Genomic DNA, 15642 nt, shown 5'->3' with positions numbered 1-15642 from the left:
TGCGGAAGTTTGTGATCTTCGTTTCACCTCCGACCCGCCGGGTACGCCACCCGAACCCTGATCGGAGGACCGCCATGACGACCTCGAACGACCGCGTCGGCGCCCGCCGCAGTCCCGTCCAGGCGCTCGCGCTGACCGGCGGAGCGGTGTTCCTGCTGGTGGGGGTGCTGGGGTTCGTGCCGGGCGCGACGGTCGCCCTCGACGGCATCCGCTTCGCCGGACCGGCCTCCGAGGCCCTGCTGTTCGGCGTGTTCCAGGTCTCGGTGCTGCACAACGCCCTGCACCTGCTGTTCGGCGTGGCCGGGATCCTGGCGGCGTCCTCACGGGGCGCGTCACGCCTGTTCCTGGTCGCCGGCGGGTTCCTCTACCTGGTGCTGTGGGCCTACGGCTCGGTGGTGCACTCGATCGACCACGACGGCGGCGCGGCGAACTTCGCCCCGGTCAACCCGGCCGACAACCTGCTGCACCTCGGGCTCGGAGCCGGCATGATCATCTCGGCGGTGCTCGCCACGGTCGCCGAACGCGCCCGAGGCCGGTACCCCGGCCGCGAACAACGCGGTGCGTGACCGCCCGGCTGAAGGCCGCGCGGACCACGTCGCGTAAGTTCACCCGGGGAGGCGCTTGACTGGGAGGGCGTAGATGGCGAGTTCCGGAGGACGACGGCATTTCGGGCGAGTGGACCCGTTCTGCCTGTTCATGGTCCTGCCGCTGGTGCTGATCGCGGGCATCCTGATCTGGGGTGGCCTGGCTTGGGTCGGCGTCGTCGTCATCGTCTGCGGAGCCCTCGTGGTGCTCATCGACTCGTGGACCAACCGCCCGCTCCCGTTCGACGTGCCCGAGGACGACGACTACGACTACGACCCGCCGGCACCCGGCCGGCGCGCGTACTAGGCCCGCGGGAACGTCTCGGCGAGGGCGTCGTCCACCGAACCCGGCCGGATCGGCGTGACGAACAGCTCGCGCAGCAGCAGCGAGGCCGCGCGCGCCGGGTCCAACCCGGACTGCCTGCCCGTCAGCCGCTGCACGAGCCCGGTCAACCGCAACGCCACCCGCACCACCGCGCCCGGCAGGCGGCGCACCTCGCGCGGATGACCGGCGGCGGCCGCGATGCGACCGATCATGTCCGGCCACGTCAGGTTCTCGGCCGCCACGGGGATGTCCTCACCGGACGCCCGCTCCAGCGCGTCGACGGCGACCTCGGCCACCTGCGCGACCGTCGTGGCGGCGCTGCCACCGGGCGGCGCGAGCAGCGGGGACCGTGACCGGACCCACTTGTCCAACGGGCCCGACCAGTTCGGCAGCCGGTCACCGGCCCGGCCGAACACGAACGGCAGCTCCAGCACCGCCACCGGCAGGTCCGGCCCCGCCGCCGCACGGCCCGCCCGTGCCTGCTCGACTCGGCTGCGGACGTACGGGTGGCGTTCGGCCAGCTCCCACTCCGGGTGCAGCCGGTGGAAGTGCGTGTAGTACGACCCGAGCACCACGGCTCGGCTCAGCCCTTCCTCGCGCGCGGCGGTGAGCAGCCGCACGACCGGCGCCACGTTGCCCCGGTGGAACACCGGGTAAGCGGGCCGGCGCGGCACCTCCCGGTCGTCCGCGCCGGCCGCGAACACCACGCCGTCGTGCCCCGCGAGCAACGCCCGGAACTCCGCCTCCGCGGCCGTCGTCGCGTCGAGGGCGTGGTCGACGCCGTCGCGCGCGGTCCGCGCCACGGACGTCACCTCGTGCCCCCGTGCCCGCAACCGTCCGACGACGTGCTGCCCGACCAACCCGCTCGCACCCACCACCAGGACCTTCACGGACCGATCATGCCCGTCCCGTCACGCGTAGGTGTAGCTGCCCCGGTGGTCCAGGGTCGAGGACACGGTGACGCCGAAGGGCTCCAACGTCTCCTCGATGTCGACCACGTTCGCCACGCCACCACCGGGCCGGTACCGGTCGGCGCCGAAGCCCCAGCGCTCCTGCCAGCGGGACCAGAGCCGGTCGATGTGGCAGTGGTGCAGGAAGAACACCGGGTCGTTCGGCGAGTCGACCTGCGCCATGTGCCCGCCGACCCAGACGTGGACGCGGTTGTGCAGGTTCGGCGACAGGCCGCCCTCCGCGCGGTTGCGCATGCCGCTGCTCGACGAGGAGTTCCACGGCGACACGTCGTAGGTCGACACGCCCATGACGGTGTCGACGTCGGAGGTCGTGGGCAGCGAGCCGCGCAGCGCCATCGCCCGCCGCAACGACGTCGAGGACGTGGCGCTGACGTTGATCCGCCACCTCGTGGAGCCGGCGAACGGGCCGCTGAGCACGGCGCCGTTGCCGCCGGAGCCGTTGCCGCCCATGAAGTCGGAGGTGAAGGGCGCGCCGGTGGTGGAGCGGTTGGCCGTCCAGTTCCAGTACGGCAGGTCCACCGCCGGGTTGATCGCCTTGAGGCCGTTCTCCAGCTCCAGCAGGAACCGCCGGTGCCACGGCAGGAACGACGACGACATGTGCGCGTAGTTGTGGCTGTTGACGGCGTTGAAGTACGTCATGTGGGTGCGCACGAACCAGTCGTAGTTGCGGCCGCCGGCCTGCGCCTTCAGCGCCTTCACGGCGGCGACGAAGTCGGCCTTCTCGGTGGCCGTCAGCGCGGCCGCGCTCTTGCGGGTGCCCATGGCTTCGTTCCTTTCGCGGGCGGTCGGGCGCCGATCACTTGTGCGGGTGGTCGGCGTCGTGGGTCAGCTCCTGGTCTCCGAGCTGGTCCACGGCGAGCTTCGCCAGCTTCTTGAGGCCGTCCCGGTTGTCCCCCTCGTCCAGGGGGACGGGGTCGAAGTGGTTGAGCGTGCTGAGCACCGCGGTGTAGGTCGCGGTCGAGTCGGGCGCCACGGGCAGCTCGACCTGCATGACGCCGAGCTTCTTGCCGTTGATGTGGACCTTGTGCTTGCCGTTGGCCTTGTCGTGCTCGCCCTTGATCTTCTTGCCCTTGTAGGTCTCCTCGAAGTCACGGGGATCGGCGAGGGCCGCGACCCTGCTCGGACCGGCCGTGGCGCCGGAGGAGGCGAGGCCTGCGAAACCGGCCGCGGTGACGGCGATGAGAGCGGCGGTCGCGCCGTGCCGGAACACGTCTCGGCGGGAGATGTCGTTCATGGGAGTCCTTCGGCGGCGTCGGGTTCTTCGAGGCCCCCCAACGGTGTCGTGACTCCGACCGCGACCGACCGCACCTCTCCGCCGAGCGTGCGACCGCTCGTGCCGTCGAACAACGGCACTCACCCGTTCGTGTCAGGTGTGCACCTTTGTGGGTAGGGCCGAAGTACCCAGGGTGCGCGCCCGCGTGCACGGGCGGTGGATCAGGCGGCGCGCAACGTGAGCAACGAGATCTCGCTCGGTGCGAAGACGCGCAGCGGCGGACCCCAGAAACCGGCGCCCCGGCTCGTGTACAGCCGGGTGCGCTCGCCGTGGCGGCTCAACCCCGCCAGCACCGGCTGCTGGAGCCGCACCAGCAGGTGGAACGGCCAGATCTGCCCGCCGTGCGTGTGCCCGGACAGCTGGAGGTCGACGCCCGCCGCGACGGCCTTGGGGATCTCGCTGGGCTGGTGCGCCAGCAGCACCACCGGGTCGTCGGCGCGCGTGCCCGCGAGGGCGGCGTCGAGGTCCGCACCGTGCCCGGCCTCGCCCGAGTGCGCTCCGGTGATGTCGTCCACGCCCGCGAAGACCAGCCGGGCGTCGCCGCGGCCCAGCACCCGGTGCTGGTTGTGCAGGCTCGTCCAACCCAGCTCGGTCATGTGGTCCAGCCACGCCTGGGCGTTGCTGATGTACTCGTGGTTGCCCGATACGTAGAACCGGTGCGGTGCCCGGATGTCGCCCAGTGCGGCGGCCTGGCCGCGGCGTTGCTCCACCGTGCCGTCCGCGATGTCGCCGACGTGCACGACGACGTCCGGGTCGAGGGCGTTGACCGCCGCCACCGTGTCCGCGGACCACTTCGTGCGGTCGATCGCGCCGTAATGGGTGTCCGCGAGCACCGCGACGGTGAGCCCGTCGAACGCCGCGTCCAGCCGGGGGAGCGGCACGTCGGTCCGCTTCACCCGCGGCACGCGGCGCGCCTCGCGGAGGCCGTACCCGACCAGCGCCAGGCCGACGACGAGCAGGGTGACCGCGACGAACCGCGCCCGGAACGGGTTCTCCACGCCCGCCACTGCGAGCACGATCCGCAGCACGTGCGTGATCAGGGTCCAGGCGAAGAACACCCACGCCACGCCCAGCATCAGGTGCGCGACCCGGGACGCCCGGTCGGAGTGCCGGCGGCCGTGCGCGCGGACCAGCAGCAGCGGGAACGCCACCGACGTGACGACGAAGAACGCCGTGCCGAGGACCTGCACCGGCCACGGCCACCGCGCGCCCGGTGCGAGCAGGCCCGTCCAGGGCACCCAGAACAGCAGCGCGGTCACCGTGAGCAGCACCGCCGTGAAGATGACGCGGCGCCGCGCGGACGGGCGGGGCGGCGCGGTCGTCGTGCTCGACATCGGGTCTCCTCGGCGGCTTTACGAACCAGCGGGCTCTTATCGACGGTAGCCCGCCGTGCGGCCGGTGTCCAAGTTTGCCGCCGGGGTGGGCGGAAACCCTGGTCGCATGGCTGACGAGCGCGAACGCGAGGGTCACTCGCCGGAGGAGTTCCGGGTCGAGACGCCGGAGGAGGACGAGCGGCTGGCCGCCTCGCGGCGCCGGATCGACGAGGCCAAGGCGGTCGCCGCGGACCTCGCCAGGACCACGCCGGACCCCCTGCCCGACAGCGAGCCGCCGCACGGCCCCGTCCCCGGATCCTGATCTTCGCCGCGCCTCCGGGGCAGGTCCATAGTGGACTCACCCGAATGGCGGTTGAGAACGTGAACACCGGTATGGATAGTTCGATCTTCCGCGAGGGTGTTCAGCCGATCGCCGCTTGACTTGGGGGTAACCGGGCGTGGCTCGTCCAACCCGCTCCGTGGTGGACGACCCGCTTTCGTCACCCGGTCAGGCCGGGCTGCGCCGGGTCCGGTTGCTCACCGGGGCCTACGCCTGGCTCAGCTCCATCGCGTTCGCGGTCCAGCTGGTGGTCATCGGGGCCGGGCCCGGCCGCTTCGTGCTGGCCGCGCTGGTGCCGCTGGTGCTCGTGTCGTGGCTGCCGCGACCGAACCGGGACAGCTGGCTGATCGCGCTGGTGGAGTGCGCGGTCGTGCACGGCGCGATGTTCGTGCTGCCCACGCCGCAGCCCGCGCTCGGCTTCGTCTTCGCCGTGACGGTGCAGCGCGCGCTGCGCGGCGCCGACCACGAGCGTTTCCCCCTCCGGGCGATGCCTGCCCTGTTGGGGTTCCTGACCGGGTTCACGGTGTGGCTCTCGGTCACCCCCGTCGCGGTGACGGGGCCGATGGTCGCCTCCGTCGTGATGCCGTTGGTGGGCCTGGCGGTCGTGGCGACGGCGTTGCACGAGACGGCGCGCTCGGCGCGGCTCGTGCGGGACGCGCACCGCACCGTCGAGGCCGTCGTGCGGGCCAGCCCGGTCGGGCTGGTGCTGGTCGACGCCGACGGCGCGCCGCGGCTGCACAACGACCGGGCCCGTGAGCTGCTGGCCTGGTCCGGGGCGAGCCCGGGGCGGGTGCCGTGCCCGCACGGTCCGGACATCACCGACTGCGAGCGCGGCTGCCGCTCGGCCGACGACGCGGTGGAGGTCCGCGTGACCCGGGCGGACGGTTCGACCGGCGTGCTCGCGGTGCAGGCGGTGCCGGTCGACGACGTCTCCGAGCGGCACACCCTGGTCACCGCGCTGGACGTGAGCAAGCGCCGTGAGCTGGAGGACCAGTTGCGCACCCGGGCCGAGCGGGACGAGCTGACCGGGCTCGCCGGGCGCACGCACTTCCTGCACCTGGTGGACCAGGCGCTGCCGGCCGGCGAGGCGGTGGGCCTGCTGGTGATCGACCTCGACGGGTTCAAGGAGGTCAACGACGCCGAGGGGCACGAGGCGGGCGACTGGTACCTGGTGTCGGCGGCCGAGCGGATCGGCCGGGCCGTCGGGCCCGTGGCCACCGCCGCGCGGCTCGGCGGCGACGAGTTCGCCGTCCTCGCGCCCGGTCACGACGTGCGTGACGCGGCACGGCTGGCCACCCGGATCCTGTCGGAGCTGGCGCGGCCGTTGACCGGGTTGGGGCACGACACCGTGATCCGGGCCAGCGTCGGCATCGCGGTGTCGTCACCGGGGGTGGGTACGGCGGACCTGCTGCGTGACGCGGACACCGCGATGTACGTGGCCAAGCGCGAGGGCGGCGGGCGGATCCGGTTGTTCCGGCCGGAGATGGGCGAGCGGGTGCTGGCCCGGCAGCGCGACAAGGCCGACCTGCGCACGGCCGTGTCCGACGGGCAGCTGGTGCTGCACTACCAGCCGATCGTGGACCTGGCGACGTCGCAGGCGGCGGGCGCGGAGGCGTTGGTGCGGTGGCAGCGGCCGGGGCACGGGCTGCTCGGGCCCGGCGAGTTCATCGGGCTGGCGGAGGAGACCGGCCTGATCGTGCCGCTGGGCAACAAGGTGCTGGCCGGCGCGTGCGAGCAGGCGATGCGGTGGCGCGAGCAGGGGCGTGCGCTCGGGGTGACGGTGAACGTGTCGACCAGGCAGCTGTCCGCGCCCGCGTTCCTGCCGTCGTTGGACCGGGTGCTCAAGACCACCGGGCTCCCGCCGGAGCGGCTGACGATCGAGGTGACCGAGTCGGTGTGGGCCGACGGCGCGGCGATGCGCGGGCTGATGGAGGTGCGGGAGACCGGGGTGCGGGTGGCGCTGGACGACTTCGGCACCGGCTACTCGTCGCTGAGCTACCTGCAGCGCTACCCGTTCGACGTGGTGAAGATCGACCGGTCGTTCACCAACGCCCTCTCCGAAACCGGGCGCACCGCAGGCGTCGTGCGCTGCATCATCGACCTGGCGGAGGTCCTGGGCGCCCACACCGTGGCCGAGGGCATCGAAACGCAGGCCCAGGCGGACTGGCTCCGCAACGCCGGCTGCGCCTACGCCCAGGGCTACCTCTTCGGCCGCCCCGACCTGGCCGAGAACTGGGACACCCAGCCCTCCGTCCCCCACTGACCCCGCGTGCCGAACCTTCAGGCCCCCCCGGGTTCAACGCCCGGGTTTCCGGGTTGAACCGCCGGCGGGTACCTGAACGTAGAACTCAGTGGGCCTGAGGGTTCGACACGCGCGAGTCAGGGGAGGTCGGCGAGGGTGTTCCAGAACATCAGCTCGTAGGAGTGCAGGAGGCGGGCGGCCGGCATGGCGGCGGCGGGGGACCAGCCGGTGTCCAGGACGCCGTCCAACGCGCGCAGGCCGAGGGCGTCCAGCTCCGGCGCGGGTTCGGCGAAGAAGTCGAAGAACGCGCAGCCCGCGTCGTCGAAACCGTAGTGCTCGCGCAGCGCGGCGGCGATCGTCGCGCAATAGCCGCCCCATTCCGCGAAGTTCGCCAGAATCGCGAGGAGCGCGTCGTGCGGATTGCCGTCCAACGCCAGCCTGGCCACGAACGACGGATATGCCTGACATCCCGGCAACGGCCGGTACGCGGCCACGTCATCCGAGGTCAGGCCGCACGCGGCGGCGAAATCGGCCAGTTTGGCCAACGCCAGCCCCTCGCCTCCGGCGACCGTCGCGAAGAACTCGCGCTGCGCCGGCACGGGAGACTGCGCGGCCAACGTGAGGAACGCTCGCCAGTCGCTCTGCACGATGCGGTGCTCTTCGGCCGCCAACGCCTGCAACGTGGCGAGCGGCGCCTCGCCGGACGCGATCAGCGGCACCAGCCGGTTCGTCCCGCCCTCGCCCTTCAGTTCCTCCCGCACCCGCTCCAACAGGTCTTTCGCGTCCTTCGTCATCGTTCCCCCTCGTCCCGGCACCGCCCGTCACCGGAGACGGCGGCATGACCAATAGGCACTCTATAGAGCCTCCCGGCGTCGCGCGGATGGGCATGCGCGTCGGTTCTGTGGATGAAGAGTCGGCAACAGGGATTGACGCGGACTCCCCTTTACCGGTCTCATGTCCCCGCCTTGTCGAACGTCAGCGTTGCCTCAGTGGGGAGTGCCGGGATTGCGCGTCGCCGGAGAACCGTCGGTCGAAAACGGCGAAATCCCGATCGGTAAACAGCATCAGCTGTGGATGGGTTACCTGGCTTTCGGCCTGTTATCGGTCGGGGTCTACTACGCGCTGCCGATCTTCGTCGGCACGATTCCGCTGCGGGTGGTCGTCTACTGCGCGGTGAGCACGTCCGCCGCCTTCGCCGTGTGGTGGGGCGTGCGGCGCAACCGGCCCGAACCCCGCGCGCCGTGGATCGTGCTCGGCCTGAGCCAACTCGTGTACGCCCTGGCCGACACCACGTTCTACATCGCGCACTACGTGCTCAACGACGCGAGCTACCCGTCCATCGCGGACGCGTTCTACCTGGGCCACTACCCGCTCGTCGTGGTCGGCCTGCTCATGCTGATCCGGCAGCGCCGCGCCGACCGCGACTTGCCCAGCCTCCTCGACGCGGTCTCCCTCACGGTCGTCGCGGGCCTGCTGTCGTGGGTCTTCGTGATCGGCCCGCAGACCCGGCTCGGCACGCCGCTGCTGGTCGAGATGGTGTCGCTGGCCTACCCGCTGATGGACCTGGTGCTGCTGCTGGTCTCGCTGCGGCTGCTGTTCGGCGGCGGGCGGCGTGACGCGTCCTTCGTGCTGCTGGTCCTGTGGCTGGCCGCGATCCTCACGGCCGACACCGTGTACGTGTTGCAGCGCCTTGACCTCAGCTACGCGGCGGGCAACTTCCTGGACGCGATCTGGCTGACGGGCAACCTGGCCCTCGGCGCGTGCGCCCTGCACCCGTCGATGGGGCGGATGGCGCAGGCCGTCGACGTGCCCGCGCTGCGGCTGAGCTGGCCGCGGCTGGCGATCCTGTCCGGCGGCGCGTTGATCGGACCGGCGTTGTTGCTGTTGCAGAACGCCCAGGGCGTGCGCCGGGACGTGCCGGTGATCGCGGCGGGCTGCGCGGTGCTGTTCGCGCTGACCGCCACCCGCCTCGCGGGCCTCGCGGTCGACCAGCGCAGCCTCGCCATCACCGACAGCCTCACCCGGTTGCGCAGCCGTCGCTACTTCGAGGCGCGCCTGGCCGACGACCTGGCACGGGCCAGGCGCACCGGGCTACCGCTCGGCGTGGTGATCCTCGACGTCGACCGGTTCAAGTCGATCAACGACCGGTTCGGGCACCCGGCGGGTGACCGGGTGCTGGTCGAGGTGGCCAACCGGCTGCGCGCGATCGCCGGGCCGGGCCGGGTGCTCGCCCGGTACGGCGGCGAGGAGTTCGCGCTGATCGCGACCGGTGTGGACGCCGAGAACCTGAGCCGCCTCGCGGAACGGTTGCGGCACGGGGTCTCCCACCATCCGATCGCCGTGAGCGGTCGTAGATCGGTGACGGTTACGCTCTCCGCCGGCACCGCCGCGTTCGCGCCGCACTACGGCACCGCGTCCGCGTTGGTGTCGGCGGCTGACCGCGCGTTGTACCTGGCCAAGGATCTCGGTCGGGACCGGGCGGTCGCCGGTGGCACATCGCTCACCGAGCACCGGGAGGACGTCGCGGTGGACTACCTGAACCAGGTCGCGGACCTGGTCGACCTGCGCGTGGCCAGTCCCGGGCGCAGCCTGGCCATCGCCGAGTGGGCGCGCACCGTCGCCGAGCACCTGAAGCGGGACCAGGCCGAGGTCCACAACGCGCACCGCGCGGGACGGCTGCTCGACGTCGGCATGATCGTGCTGCCCGACGACCTGCTCACCGAGTCCGGCCCGCTCACCGACCAGCAGTGGCACCTGCTGCACGAACACCCCGACAGCGGCGCGCGCATGGTCGGCGTGCTGCCCGACCACGGCGAGGTGGCCGAGGTCATCCGCCAGCACCACGAGCGGTGGGACGGCGCCGGCTACCCCAACGGCCTGGCCCGCGACGGCATCCGGGTCGAGGCGCGGATCCTGTCGGTGTGCGACGCGTGGGCGGCGATGCGCGCCGACCGGCCGCACCGGCGTGCGTTGACCCACGAGCAGGCCGTGCGCGAGCTGCGCTCCGGCCGCGGCGCGCGGTTCGACCCGGACCTGGTCGACGTGTTCCTGGCGTTGCTGGAGAAGGGCGTGGTCGGCGACCTGTCCGCCGGACCCGGCTCGGCGGTGCCGCGGGAGGACAGCCGCCTATCCTGACGCCATGTCGCGCCGGGCCCTGATCACGATGTCGACGGACGAGGTGCGCGCGTTCCTGGAGGAGCAGCGCGTCGTCACGGTGGCCACGATCGGCCCGAACGGCAGGCCGCACCTCGTGCCGCTGTGGTTCGTGGTGGAGGACGGCGAACTGGTCGGCTGGACCTACCGGTCGTCGCAGAAGGTGGCGAACCTGCGCCGCAAGCCGGAGGCGACGTTGCAGCTGGAGGCGGGGGAGACCTACGACCAGCTGCGCGGCGTGGCCATGGAGTGCGACGCCCGGCTGGTCGAGGAGCGGGCCGAGGTGGCCCGCATCGGCGTGGCGGTGGCGGCGCGCTACACCGGGCACAGCGGGCCGGAACTGGACGCGTTCGTGACCGCCCAGGCGGTGAAACGGGTCGGGCTGCGGTTCGCGCCCACCTCGGTCGTCTCCTGGGACCACCGCAAGCTCAGCGGCACCTACTGACCGCCGGGAAGACCGCCGAGCGGCCCCCCGCAAGCGAACGCAAATTTCCGCAAGCGCCGTGCAAGCGGCCAGTGCGGCCTGCCCGTAGAAGCGGTAGTCAACTTTTTGCGTCTTTCAGTAGACATCTTGCGGTCACCTGATCGTCCTGCTTATGGTGTGCGCCACGCCACACCTTGTGACTTCCCTGCCCGCAGCTCGAGGTCCCGTCCAACGAAGGGCTGAACCCATGCGAGTCAACCCCACCCTCCGACGCCCCCTGGCGCTCGGCGCGGCGGCGGTGGCCACGTCCCTGCTCGCCGCGCTGACCATCGCCGCCGCGCCGGGCGAGGTCGCCGCCCAGGTCGCCGCGGCGGCCAGGTCGCCGTTCGGGATCCCCGGCCGGGGCGCCGACGTGCCGTTCGTCGAGCACGAGGCCGAAACCGCCGCCACGAACGGCACGAAGATCGGGCCCGGCCGACGCCAGGGCACGCTGGAGGGCGAGGCGTCCGGCCGCCGTGCCGTGACCCTGTCCGGCCAGGGCAAGTTCGTCGAGTTCACCCTCACCGAGCCGGCGAACTCGATCGACCTGCGGTACAGCGTCCCGGACGGCAACGGCGGCGCGGGCATCACCGCGCCCCTGTCGCTCTACCTCGACGGCACGAAGACCGGCAGCCTCACGCTGACCTCGAAGTACGCGTGGCGCTACGGCGGCTACCCCTACGCCAACGACCCGAACCAGGGCAAGCCCCACCACCTCTACGACTCCACCCGCGCCCTGTTCGGCCGCACGCTCGCCGCGGGCTCGAAGGTCATGCTCCAGGTCGACGCGGGCGACACCGCGCCGTCCTACACGATCGACCTGGCCGACTTCGAGCTCGTCGCCCCCGCGGCCGCGCGACCCGCCAACTCGGTCTCCGTCACCGACCACGGCGCCACGCCGGACGACGGCACGAACGACAACGCCGCCTTCGACGCCGCGGTCGCCGCCGGGAAGTCCTCGGGCCGCGAGGTGTGGATCCCGGCCGGGCGGTTCACCGTCACCAAGCACGTCACCGTCGACCAGGTCACCGTCCGCGGCGCGGGCCACTGGCACAGCGTGGTCGCCGGCGACCGGGTCGGCTTCTACGGCCTCGGCGAGCCGTCGAGCTGCGGCCAGGGCGGCAACTCCGGCGTGAGCACGCGCGTCGGCCTGCACGACTTCGCGATCATCGGCGAGGTCACCAACCGGGTCGACTGCGACCAGACCAACGCCATCGGCGGCGCGCTGGGCGGCGGCTCGGTGATCTCCGGCATGTTCCTGCAGCACACCAAGGTCGGCCTGTGGCTGGACGGCCCGTTCTCCGGCCTCACCATCCGCGACAACAAGGTCGTCGACCAGCTGGCCGACGGGATGAACCTGCACCGCGGCATCAGCGACGTGCTGATCGAGCACAACCTGTTCCGCAACATCAGCGACGACGGCATCGCGTTCTGGTCGGAGCACCAGGCCGATCACGGCAACACCATCCGGCGCAACACGGTGGTGGTGCCGATGAAGGCCAACGGCATCGCGATCTACGGCGGCCGGGACAACGTCGCCACCGAGAACGTCGTGGCCGACACCCAGGACCAGGGCGGCGGCATCCACGTCGGCAACCGCTTCTCGTCGGTGCCCCTGTCCGGCACGACCACCCTGTCGAAGAACACCACGCTGCGCGCCGGCGTGCTCGACTCGAACTGGCAGTTCGGCGTGGGCGCGCTGTGGTTCGACGCACGGGACGGGGCGATGAACGGCCGGATCGACGTCACCGACACCGACCTGATCGACAGCAACTACGAGGCCATCCAGTTCATCAGCGGCACGATCACGAACGTCCACTTCGACGGCGTGCGCATCAACGGCGCGGGCACGTTCGGCATCCAGCTCCAGTCGCCGGGCGCGGCGTCGTTCACCAACGTCACCGCGACCGGTCTCGGCCGGGCCGGCGTCTACAGCTGCCTCGGCGAGAACGGGTTCCAGCTCACCAAGGGCGCGGGCAACTCCGGCTGGGACGGCCCGTCGTACTGCGGCCCGTGGCCGGACCCGATCTACACCGATCCGACCAACCCGCCGACCAGCACCACGACGACCACCACGACCACGACGACCACGACCGTTCCGCCGGGCGGCAACCTGGCCAGGGGCAAGGCGGTCAGCGCCTCCACGGTGAACGGCGGCTTCCCGGCCGCGAACGCCGTGGACGGTGACGCGACCACGTACTGGGAGAGCGCGAACAACCAGTTCCCGCAGTCGCTGACCGTCGACCTCGGACGGTCGGAGAACGTCGGCCGCCTGGTGCTGAAGCTCCCGCCGGCCACCGCGTGGGCCGCGCGCACGCAGACGTTGTCCGTGTCCGGCAGCGCGGACGGCGCGACCTACGGCCAACTGGTGGCGTCGGCCGGGTTCCGGTTCGACCCCGCGTCCGGCAACCAGGTGAGCGTCCCGGTCTCCGGCGCGCACCGCTACCTGCGGCTGACGTTCACCGGCAACACGGGCTGGCCCGCCGCGCAGCTCGCCGAGTTCGAGGCGTACGCGGGCTGACGCCTCGACCGGGGGTGGTCCCGCGGCAACGACGCCGGCGGGACCACCCCCGTGCCACCGCAGACGCCCCGGTTGCCGTTCCGCTCACCCGTCCCGACCGGGTGCTGACCCGCGCGTGCCGCGCCGCCGGCTCACCCGTCGCGCCATGCCCGCTGACCGGCCACGACCTCCCGGAACAGCCGCTTGAACCCGTCGAACGCGTCCTCGCCGACGCGTTCGGCGTGGCGGCGCTCGATGGCGGCCACGATCGCGTCCGACCGGCTCATCTGGGCCAGCCCCCGCTCGGTGGGCACGACCAGCTTCGCGCGCCGGTCGTCCGGGTCCGGCTGCCGGGTGACGTACCCCAGCGCCTCCAGCTCGTCGAGCACCTTGCCGACGACCTGCTTGTGCTGGCCGGACCGGCGGGCGAGGTCGGTGGCCCGGGTGCCCTCCTCGTCCAGGTAGGCGAGCACCGCGCCGTGCTGCGGGCGCAGGTCGGGGTAGCCGTCCCGGGCGAGGGTGTCGAACAGCTCCTCCTGCACGGCGAACAGCAGCCGGCCGGTGAGCACGCCCAGGTCGGGGTCGGTGTGCTTGCGCTCGCCTCGGCGCATGGACCCTCCTTTGGTCACCTGAGGTGATAGTCACCAATATTGACGATCACCGACTATGACTATATCGTCGTGGTCATGATCAAGCAGCAAGAGGGGGCCGTCGTGGACGGCCGCGTGAAGGTCGCGATCGTGTACTACTCGGCCACCGGCAACATCGCGCAGATCGCCCAGGAGATGGCCGAGACCGCGGAGAAGGCGGGCGCCGAGGTCCGGTTGCGCAAGGTCGCGGAGCTCGCGCCGCGGTCCGCGATCGACGCCAACCCCGAGTGGGCCGCCAACGACGCCGCGACCGCCGACCTGCAGGTCGCCGTCGCCGACGACCTGGTCTGGGCCGACGCGGTGATCGTGGGCACGCCGACCCGGTTCGGCAACGTCGCCTCGCAGCTCAAGCAGTTCCTCGACACGCTCGGCGGCGTGTGGCAGCGGGGTCTGCTGGCCGACAAGGTCTACAGCGGGTTCACGTCGACCGGCACGCTGCACGGCGGCCACGAGTCGACGCTGCTGGCGTTGGCCACCACGTTCCACCACTTCGGCGGCATCGTGGTCGCGCCCGGCTACACGCACCCGGACAAGTTCGCCGACGGCAACCCGTACGGCACCTCGCACCACGACGCGGGCGGCACGGCGGCCGTGGACGACACCGTCCGCGCGGCGGCACGGGTGCAGGCCGAGCGCGTGGTCCGCTTCGCCCGCGCGGTCGCGGCGGCGTGATGACCGTCCAGGGCGCCGTCGCGCCGGGCTACGAGGGCGTGCGCGAGGAGTTCGCGGCGGTGGTGGCCGCCGAGCCCGGTCTCGGCGCACAGCTGGCCGTCTACCGGGGCGGAGAGCTGGTGGTCGACCTCTGGGCGGGGTTGGCGGAGGACGCGTTGCTCGCGCTGTACTCCTCGGGCAAGGGCGCGGCGCACCTCGTGGTCGCGCTGCTGGTGCAGGACGGCGTGCTCGACCTGGACCGCGCGGTCGCGTCGTACTGGCCCGAGTTCGCCGCCGGCGGCAAGGAGCGGGTGACGCTGCGGGACCTGCTCGCGCACCGGGCCGGGCTCGTCGGCGTGCCCGGCGGGTTCGACGCGGAGGAGTTGGCGGACGACCGGCTCCTCGCGCAACGGCTGGCCGGCGAGCGCCCGGCGTTCGAGGACGGGTACGGCTACCACGCCCTGACGATCGGCGCGCTGACCGGCGAGGTGGTGCGCCGGGCGACCGGGCGGACGTTGCGGGAGGTGTACGAGGAGCGCGTGCGGGCGCCGTACGGGCTGGACTTCCACCTCGGGCTGCCGGCGGACCTGGAACCCCGGTACGCGCCCGTGCAGCCCGCCGTCTCGCCGTCGCCGACACCGGTGGGGTTGACCGCGCTCGCGTTCAACACGCCGTTGGACCTGGTGGCGTTCGCGAACACGCGGCGCGTGCGCGAGCTGGGGCAGGCGTCGGCGGGCAGCGTGGGCAGCGCGCGCGGGTTGGCCCGGATGTACGCGGCGGCGATCGGTCCGGTGGACGTTCGGCAGCCGTTGCTCGGACCGGACGTGCTGGCCGAGTTCACCCGGCCGCACTCGACCGGCGTCGACCTGGTGACGGGGGAGCGGGACCACTTCCTGCTCGGCTTCGAGGCGCAGGGCGTGCGGTACGCGGGGCTGGGCGCGGACGCGTTCGGGCACAGCGGCGCGGTGGGCGCGCAGGCGTTCGCCGATCCGCGCAGCGGCGTCGCCTACAGCTACACCCGGCGCCGGTTCGCGGTCGGTGGTGGTGGGGGCGCGGCGGAGAACCGCCATCTGGTGGCGGCCGTGCTGCGGGCGCCGGCGGCCCCGAACTCGCTCGGTCGACAACGTCGTCACGTTCAGTAGAGTCGAAAGGGAGAGATCACCAGCGGAGGATTGTC

Annotated in this window: 15 protein-coding genes; 9 read left to right on the top strand and 6 right to left on the bottom strand. The window is 72.2% G+C overall.

Annotated elements, in window-relative coordinates:
* Window positions 1-74 precede the first annotated feature (74 nt).
* Window positions 75-566, top strand: a complete 492-nt coding sequence (locus ACZ7GX_RS26350; protein ID WP_498780377.1) for a DUF4383 domain-containing protein — start codon at window positions 75-77, stop codon at window positions 564-566.
* A gap of 73 nt (window positions 567-639) precedes the next feature.
* The gene (locus ACZ7GX_RS26345) at window positions 640-891 is read left to right on the top strand and encodes a hypothetical protein (protein WP_498780376.1); all 252 of its coding nucleotides are present in this window, start codon (window positions 640-642) and stop codon (window positions 889-891) included.
* On the opposite strand, the gene ACZ7GX_RS26340 is transcribed toward ACZ7GX_RS26345, so the two are convergent.
* The 4 genes from ACZ7GX_RS26340 to ACZ7GX_RS26325 form a co-directional block, all read right to left on the bottom strand.
* The gene (locus ACZ7GX_RS26340; protein WP_498780374.1) at window positions 888-1799 is read right to left on the bottom strand and encodes an NAD-dependent epimerase/dehydratase family protein; all 912 of its coding nucleotides are present in this window, start codon (window positions 1797-1799) and stop codon (window positions 888-890) included. The two genes, ACZ7GX_RS26345 and ACZ7GX_RS26340, sit on opposite strands and share 4 nt — an antisense overlap.
* Window positions 1800-1820: 21 nt before the next feature.
* Entirely contained in the window at window positions 1821-2642 is an 822-nt protein-coding gene (locus tag ACZ7GX_RS26335; RefSeq protein WP_498780373.1) for a tyrosinase family protein, read from the bottom strand.
* A 34-nt stretch (window positions 2643-2676) separates the two neighbouring features.
* Window positions 2677-3114 (bottom strand): tyrosinase family oxidase copper chaperone, encoded by a 438-nt coding sequence (locus ACZ7GX_RS26330; RefSeq protein ID WP_498780371.1) that lies wholly within the window; start codon window positions 3112-3114, stop codon window positions 2677-2679.
* A gap of 200 nt (window positions 3115-3314) precedes the next feature.
* Window positions 3315-4487: a metallophosphoesterase gene (locus tag ACZ7GX_RS26325; protein WP_498780369.1), complete on the bottom strand. Its 1173-nt coding sequence runs from the start codon at window positions 4485-4487 to the stop codon at window positions 3315-3317.
* A gap of 106 nt (window positions 4488-4593) precedes the next feature.
* On the opposite strand from ACZ7GX_RS26325, the gene ACZ7GX_RS26320 reads away from it, so the two are divergent.
* Both ACZ7GX_RS26320 and ACZ7GX_RS26315 read left to right on the top strand, forming a co-directional pair.
* The gene (locus tag ACZ7GX_RS26320; protein ID WP_498780368.1) at window positions 4594-4788 is read left to right on the top strand and encodes a hypothetical protein; all 195 of its coding nucleotides are present in this window, start codon (window positions 4594-4596) and stop codon (window positions 4786-4788) included.
* A gap of 136 nt (window positions 4789-4924) precedes the next feature.
* Window positions 4925-7069, top strand: a complete 2145-nt coding sequence (locus ACZ7GX_RS26315) for a putative bifunctional diguanylate cyclase/phosphodiesterase (protein WP_498780367.1) — start codon at window positions 4925-4927, stop codon at window positions 7067-7069.
* Between the two features lie 116 nt (window positions 7070-7185).
* On the opposite strand, the gene ACZ7GX_RS26310 is transcribed toward ACZ7GX_RS26315, so the two are convergent.
* Window positions 7186-7842, bottom strand: a complete 657-nt coding sequence (locus tag ACZ7GX_RS26310) for a thiaminase II/PqqC family protein (protein ID WP_498780366.1) — start codon at window positions 7840-7842, stop codon at window positions 7186-7188.
* Window positions 7843-8122: 280 nt separating this feature from the next.
* Here ACZ7GX_RS26310 and ACZ7GX_RS26305 point away from each other — a divergent pair, with 280 nt between their 5' ends.
* From ACZ7GX_RS26305 to ACZ7GX_RS26295, 3 genes are all read left to right on the top strand, one after another.
* The gene (locus tag ACZ7GX_RS26305; protein ID WP_498780365.1) at window positions 8123-10183 is read left to right on the top strand and encodes a diguanylate cyclase domain-containing protein; all 2061 of its coding nucleotides are present in this window, start codon (window positions 8123-8125) and stop codon (window positions 10181-10183) included.
* A 4-nt stretch (window positions 10184-10187) separates the two neighbouring features.
* Window positions 10188-10646 carry a pyridoxamine 5'-phosphate oxidase family protein gene (locus tag ACZ7GX_RS26300; RefSeq protein ID WP_498780364.1) on the top strand — a complete coding sequence of 153 codons (459 nt, stop codon included), beginning with the start codon at window positions 10188-10190 and terminating at the stop codon, window positions 10644-10646.
* A 226-nt stretch (window positions 10647-10872) separates the two neighbouring features.
* Entirely contained in the window at window positions 10873-13185 is a 2313-nt protein-coding gene (locus ACZ7GX_RS26295; protein WP_498780362.1) for a discoidin domain-containing protein, read from the top strand.
* A gap of 131 nt (window positions 13186-13316) precedes the next feature.
* Here ACZ7GX_RS26295 and ACZ7GX_RS26290 read toward each other — a convergent pair whose 3' ends face one another.
* On the bottom strand, window positions 13317-13775 hold the full coding sequence (locus ACZ7GX_RS26290) for a MarR family winged helix-turn-helix transcriptional regulator (protein WP_498780360.1): 459 nt from the start codon (window positions 13773-13775) through the stop codon (window positions 13317-13319).
* Between the two features lie 75 nt (window positions 13776-13850).
* On the opposite strand from ACZ7GX_RS26290, the gene wrbA reads away from it, so the two are divergent.
* Complete coding sequence (gene wrbA / locus ACZ7GX_RS26285; protein WP_498780359.1) at window positions 13851-14486, top strand: NAD(P)H:quinone oxidoreductase; 636 nt, start codon at window positions 13851-13853, stop codon at window positions 14484-14486.
* On the top strand, window positions 14486-15607 hold the full coding sequence (locus ACZ7GX_RS26280) for a serine hydrolase domain-containing protein (RefSeq protein ID WP_498780358.1): 1122 nt from the start codon (window positions 14486-14488) through the stop codon (window positions 15605-15607). Before wrbA ends, ACZ7GX_RS26280 begins: the two co-directional genes overlap by 1 nt.
* Window positions 15608-15642 lie beyond the last annotated feature (35 nt).

This window comes from Actinosynnema sp. NPDC037264 (genome assembly GCF_055603705.1).
Note: the sequence above shows the minus strand (reverse complement) of the source record. Positions and strands in the feature narration are given on the sequence as shown.

Bases quoted from the DNA above. Each gene is read 5' to 3' on its own strand.
- ACZ7GX_RS26350 (WP_498780377.1), top strand. From the start codon at position 75: ATGACGACCTCGAACGACCGCGTCGGCGCCCGCCGCAGTCCCGTCCAG.
- ACZ7GX_RS26345 (WP_498780376.1), top strand. From the start codon at position 640: ATGGCGAGTTCCGGAGGACGACGGCATTTCGGGCGAGTGGACCCGTTC.
- ACZ7GX_RS26335 (WP_498780373.1), bottom strand. From the start codon at position 2,642: ATGGGCACCCGCAAGAGCGCGGCCGCGCTGACGGCCACCGAGAAGGCC.
- ACZ7GX_RS26330 (WP_498780371.1), bottom strand. From the start codon at position 3,114: ATGAACGACATCTCCCGCCGAGACGTGTTCCGGCACGGCGCGACCGCC.
- ACZ7GX_RS26325 (WP_498780369.1), bottom strand. From the start codon at position 4,487: ATGTCGAGCACGACGACCGCGCCGCCCCGCCCGTCCGCGCGGCGCCGC.
- ACZ7GX_RS26320 (WP_498780368.1), top strand. From the start codon at position 4,594: ATGGCTGACGAGCGCGAACGCGAGGGTCACTCGCCGGAGGAGTTCCGG.
- ACZ7GX_RS26310 (WP_498780366.1), bottom strand. From the start codon at position 7,842: ATGACGAAGGACGCGAAAGACCTGTTGGAGCGGGTGCGGGAGGAACTG.
- ACZ7GX_RS26305 (WP_498780365.1), top strand. From the start codon at position 8,123: ATGGGTTACCTGGCTTTCGGCCTGTTATCGGTCGGGGTCTACTACGCG.
- ACZ7GX_RS26300 (WP_498780364.1), top strand. From the start codon at position 10,188: ATGTCGCGCCGGGCCCTGATCACGATGTCGACGGACGAGGTGCGCGCG.
- ACZ7GX_RS26295 (WP_498780362.1), top strand. From the start codon at position 10,873: ATGCGAGTCAACCCCACCCTCCGACGCCCCCTGGCGCTCGGCGCGGCG.
- ACZ7GX_RS26290 (WP_498780360.1), bottom strand. From the start codon at position 13,775: ATGCGCCGAGGCGAGCGCAAGCACACCGACCCCGACCTGGGCGTGCTC.
- wrbA (WP_498780359.1), top strand. From the start codon at position 13,851: ATGATCAAGCAGCAAGAGGGGGCCGTCGTGGACGGCCGCGTGAAGGTC.
- ACZ7GX_RS26280 (WP_498780358.1), top strand. From the start codon at position 14,486: ATGACCGTCCAGGGCGCCGTCGCGCCGGGCTACGAGGGCGTGCGCGAG.